This window comes from Microvirga sp. P5_D2 (assembly GCF_054049475.1).
This window is the reverse complement of record NZ_JBFUMH010000292.1, coordinates 1-3,544: the sequence shown is the minus strand read 5'-3', so window position 1 is coordinate 3,544 and position 3,544 is coordinate 1. Positions and strand designations below refer to the sequence as shown.

Below are 3,544 nucleotides of genomic sequence, written 5' to 3'. Positions count from 1 at the left end.
GTCAGACACTCAGTCCGCATCGGGTGCCATGACACCTGAAGAGGCCTACCAGATCCTGGACCTTCGACCGGGTGCTACCCCCGATGAGATCCGACAGGCACATCGGAGTCTGATGAAAAAGCTTCACCCGGATCAGGGCGGTTCGACCTATCTCGCGGCGCGCGTGAACCAAGCCAAGGACATTCTGTTGAGCCGGCATGGCGGGTGATTCCTCATGGAGGAGATGCTTTCAAATTCCGCATTGGGTCAACCCAGGAAATTGTCTGTCTTCCAGGAACGTCTGGTGTTCCTCGATAGAGCGGACATTCAGTGTACTTCCGCCTCGTGCCAGGAACAGACCTTCCCCAAAGAATACGGAGCCGTTATTTCCATGGGCTCGACTTGGAAGCATGCGACCCGATGTAGGCTCAAGTCCGGGCTAGTGCTCGATCAAAGCCGCTTCACACCGAACGAGGCGCTTGGCAATGACCCAATTGTCTGGGCTGGTGCCGGGCGCTTCCAAACGTAACGACCTTGGCCCAAGCTGATGGCATGTGACTTCATCTTCATGTTGACCCACACCGACCGTACCATCCCGGACGCTGCCGACCGAGTGTCGGACGCTCTTCGTGCAGGCGTGCGCCATATCGGCTTCAAGGACGTCGGGCTATCGTTCGCTGGCTTACGCCGCCTGGCGCATACGATCCGGGCTGCCGGTGCGACGCTTTACCTGGAGGTCGTCAGCCTAGACGCACAGAGTGAAGAGGCCTCCGCCCGTGCGGCTGTCGAGCTCGGGGTCGATGTCCTGATGGGCGGCACACGCCCGGAGATGGTTCTGCCCGTCCTGGCCGGCAAGGTATCCGCTACTATCCGTTTCCGGGTCAGGTCATGAGTTATCCGAGCGTCCTTGCCGGCACTACAGACGCCGTTGTCGAGAGCGCCCGCCAGCTGGCGGCGATGGATGGCGTTTATGGTCTTGACCTGCTCGCCTACCGCTTCCAGGGGGATGTACCGGATCTGATCGGCCAAGTCTGCCGGGCGGTTGCCCCCAAGCCGGTGATGGTGGCCGGCTCCATCGACCGCCCAGAGCGCATTGCTGCCGTCATCGCGGCCGGAGCGGCCGGCTTTACCGTTGGCACGGCAGCGCTGGACGGCATCTTTCCGGCACGTTCTTCTGCGCTTTCCGACCAACTCGCGTTCCTTGTCCAACAAGCTCTCCTTGAGCACAGCAATGTGTTCGTGCCTGAGCCAAGCGCGTTACCTGGCGCTCGCGCAGTGTAAGAGCAGACCCAAACATCCCCCACCTACAGCGACAACGTCCGGCCAAAAGAGTACAATCCTCCCCAGCTTCTCGGCAGCCATCGTTCAGTGTGGGGACGAGCCATGCAGTCAATCCTGGTTCCGGTAGAAGAGCATCGTCTCATTCAGCCTGTTCTGGAGACGGCGCTGATGCTCGGGCGAGCCCTCGACGGCTACCTGGAAGGCATGGCGACCACCCCCAACCTGCCGCCCTACATCGCCTCCGACCTTGCCATCGGCGACATCTCATTCCTCGATCCTGAGGTGCGGCGGCAGCGGGCCGAGGCCTCCCGCCGCCTGTTTGAGACTTTCATGACAGCCCATGGGGTTCCACCATCCGACACCGAACCCTCAGGCCTTGGCTTCGGCTGGCACGAAGGCGACTTGGCGGAGGACGACTTCGTCGGTCACTATGCACGGGCCTTCGACATCACCGTGCTCGGGCGGCCGAGCGATGAGCCCAATCAGCCTCGTCCGCCCACGGTTGAGGCGGCACTGTTCGAGAGTGGCCGGCCGGTCCTTCTCGTGCCTCCGACACCGCCCAGCACCCTTGGCACGACCGTGGTGATCGCCTGGAACCGGAGCACGGAGACGGCCCGCACCATTGCCTTGGCGATGCCGCTCCTGGCACGAGCGCAACGGATCGTGGTGGTCGACTTCGAGGACTGGGGCGTGTCAGGCCCGTCCATACAGGATCTCAGCCGCACCCTCAAACGCAACGGGCTGCCGGTGGAGACGAGATCCCTGCCCAACCCGCACGGGCAAGCCGGGGAGGCCATTCTGTCAGCGGCTGTGGCGCTCGGCTGCGATCTGCTGGTCAAAGGCGCCTACACCCAGAGCCGGTTGCGGCAGTTCATCTTCGGTGGGGCCACCAGCCACATTCTGTCCAACACCACTGTTCCTGTCCTGATGGCGCACTAAACGCTATCTTCATCACGAGAGACAGCGCCAGCCAGCTTGGCTTCATCCTCGATCGCTTCGTCAATGGACTTGATCGCGTCCTGGATCTCCGTGAATTCCACAGCTCTGTCGGGAATGAAGGCCGCCGTGTTGATGAGGATCTCGGCCATCTCGCGTCGGTGTGCGACCAGCCGCTCACGTGCTTTCTGAAGCTGCTGAACGTAACGGTGCGTCATAGGACCAATCCGCTTCGAACACAGGGCAAGGCACGCCAGAATATCATGGTTGCCCTTATAGGATAGATCCCATCAGCCGGATTGCGCGAGGGGTCCGGGCACCAGCATTGTGCAGATAGCTCAGTGGAAGGGACTGGGCCGCGCGAGAACTTCCCTGACCAGGAACGGCTGCCCTCTCCTGCGCTTGATCCTTTAGGCGCGGCTCAGGCGCCGAAGCGAAGGAGAGGCACATGTCGATCGTGAAAATGGTGGAGTTGTCATCCCAGTCGCCAGACAGCTGGGAGGATGCGACCCGTCAGGCAGTAGAGCGCGCCGCACAGACGCTGCGCAACATCCGCTCCGTCTGGGTCAAGGAGTTCGAGGCCGTTGTGGAGAATGACCAAGTCACCCAATTCCGGGTCGTCCTGAAGATCGCATTCCAGCTCGACGAAAGCACGAGCGCCAGGAGCACCCGGAGCATGGGCAGCGAGGAGATCCTGGGCTTGGAGTGAGATCCTCAAGGTCGCTGGCGGAGTCACAGATCGGCCGTACTCGACGGCAGAAGCGTCAGCGGAACGATAGGCACGAGCTTATCCCTGCAGATGCCCTTCGCGAGGCCCGACGGTATGTTCCATGCTGCCGGGCCCCTGCGGGGCGCGGAACGTCTGAAACGGGTCAAAGTGTAACGTAGAGCGATCCCAACGAAGGTCCGCTCATCGCGAAATTGCGGACCTTTGATTATCAAGCGCAAAGTGAGTCGGACCTCGCGCGGATTACGCGAGTTTCGTCTGCTGTTACCCGTAGCGTTACCCGAGATAAAGATAGCTGTGGGGCTGCCGACGCGGGAAAGTATTAAAACCCTTACTGGTCAAGGGTTTGAAGTGGCGAGTGCGCTGCGACTGCAACCTAGGGACCTCTGATTAAAAGTCAGGGCTTCCCAGCCCTTTCCCTTTAAGCTGGTCCACCATGCGCTGCGTGATCAGACAAACGCCGGTCTCACTGCGCCGGAAGCGTTGCACGTCCCAATCCGGATCTTCGCCGACCACAAGACCCTCCGGAATCCGAACGCCGCGGTCCACGATCACCTTCCTCAGCCGCGATGACGGAGCAACCTCAACCCCTGGCAGCACCACCGCCTGATCAAGCTGCGC

General features: G+C 61.3%; 7 protein-coding genes. 5 read left to right on the top strand and 2 right to left on the bottom strand.

The features are described 5' to 3' along the window. From ACXJKO_RS30645 to ACXJKO_RS30630, 4 genes are all read left to right on the top strand, one after another. The coding region (locus tag ACXJKO_RS30645; protein WP_457094789.1) for a DnaJ domain-containing protein at positions 1-208 on the top strand (208 nt) is incomplete at its 5' end. 339 nt (positions 209-547) lie between these two features. Further along, a complete protein-coding gene (locus ACXJKO_RS30640; RefSeq protein WP_457094788.1) occupies positions 548-871 on the top strand; it encodes a hypothetical protein in 324 nt (107 codons plus the stop codon). Next, positions 868-1,260: a hypothetical protein gene (locus tag ACXJKO_RS30635; protein WP_457094787.1), complete on the top strand. Its 393-nt coding sequence runs from the start codon at positions 868-870 to the stop codon at positions 1,258-1,260. Before ACXJKO_RS30640 ends, ACXJKO_RS30635 begins: the two co-directional genes overlap by 4 nt. Positions 1,261-1,362: 102 nt before the next feature. Beyond that, the gene (locus ACXJKO_RS30630) at positions 1,363-2,199 is read left to right on the top strand and encodes a universal stress protein (protein ID WP_457094786.1); all 837 of its coding nucleotides are present in this window, start codon (positions 1,363-1,365) and stop codon (positions 2,197-2,199) included. Here ACXJKO_RS30630 and ACXJKO_RS30625 read toward each other — a convergent pair. Then, positions 2,196-2,414: a hypothetical protein gene (locus tag ACXJKO_RS30625; protein ID WP_457094785.1), complete on the bottom strand. Its 219-nt coding sequence runs from the start codon at positions 2,412-2,414 to the stop codon at positions 2,196-2,198. The two genes, ACXJKO_RS30630 and ACXJKO_RS30625, sit on opposite strands and share 4 nt — an antisense overlap. 230 nt (positions 2,415-2,644) lie before the next feature. On the opposite strand from ACXJKO_RS30625, the gene ACXJKO_RS30620 reads away from it, so the two are divergent. Further along, complete coding sequence (locus ACXJKO_RS30620) at positions 2,645-2,905, top strand: dodecin family protein (RefSeq protein WP_457094784.1); 261 nt, start codon at positions 2,645-2,647, stop codon at positions 2,903-2,905. Positions 2,906-3,313: 408 nt separating this feature from the next. On the opposite strand, the gene ACXJKO_RS30615 is transcribed toward ACXJKO_RS30620, so the two are convergent. Continuing rightward, on the bottom strand, positions 3,314-3,544 hold a 231-nt coding region (locus ACXJKO_RS30615; protein ID WP_457094783.1), incomplete at its 5' end, for a GlgC family sugar phosphate nucleotidyltransferase.

Excerpts from the sequence above, each read along its gene's own strand:
- ACXJKO_RS30640 (WP_457094788.1), top strand. The coding sequence starts at position 548 with ATGTTGACCCACACCGACCGTACCATCCCGGACGCTGCCGACCGAGTG.
- ACXJKO_RS30635 (WP_457094787.1), top strand. The coding sequence starts at position 868 with ATGAGTTATCCGAGCGTCCTTGCCGGCACTACAGACGCCGTTGTCGAG.
- ACXJKO_RS30630 (WP_457094786.1), top strand. The coding sequence starts at position 1,363 with ATGCAGTCAATCCTGGTTCCGGTAGAAGAGCATCGTCTCATTCAGCCT.
- ACXJKO_RS30625 (WP_457094785.1), bottom strand. The coding sequence starts at position 2,414 with ATGACGCACCGTTACGTTCAGCAGCTTCAGAAAGCACGTGAGCGGCTG.
- ACXJKO_RS30620 (WP_457094784.1), top strand. The coding sequence starts at position 2,645 with ATGTCGATCGTGAAAATGGTGGAGTTGTCATCCCAGTCGCCAGACAGC.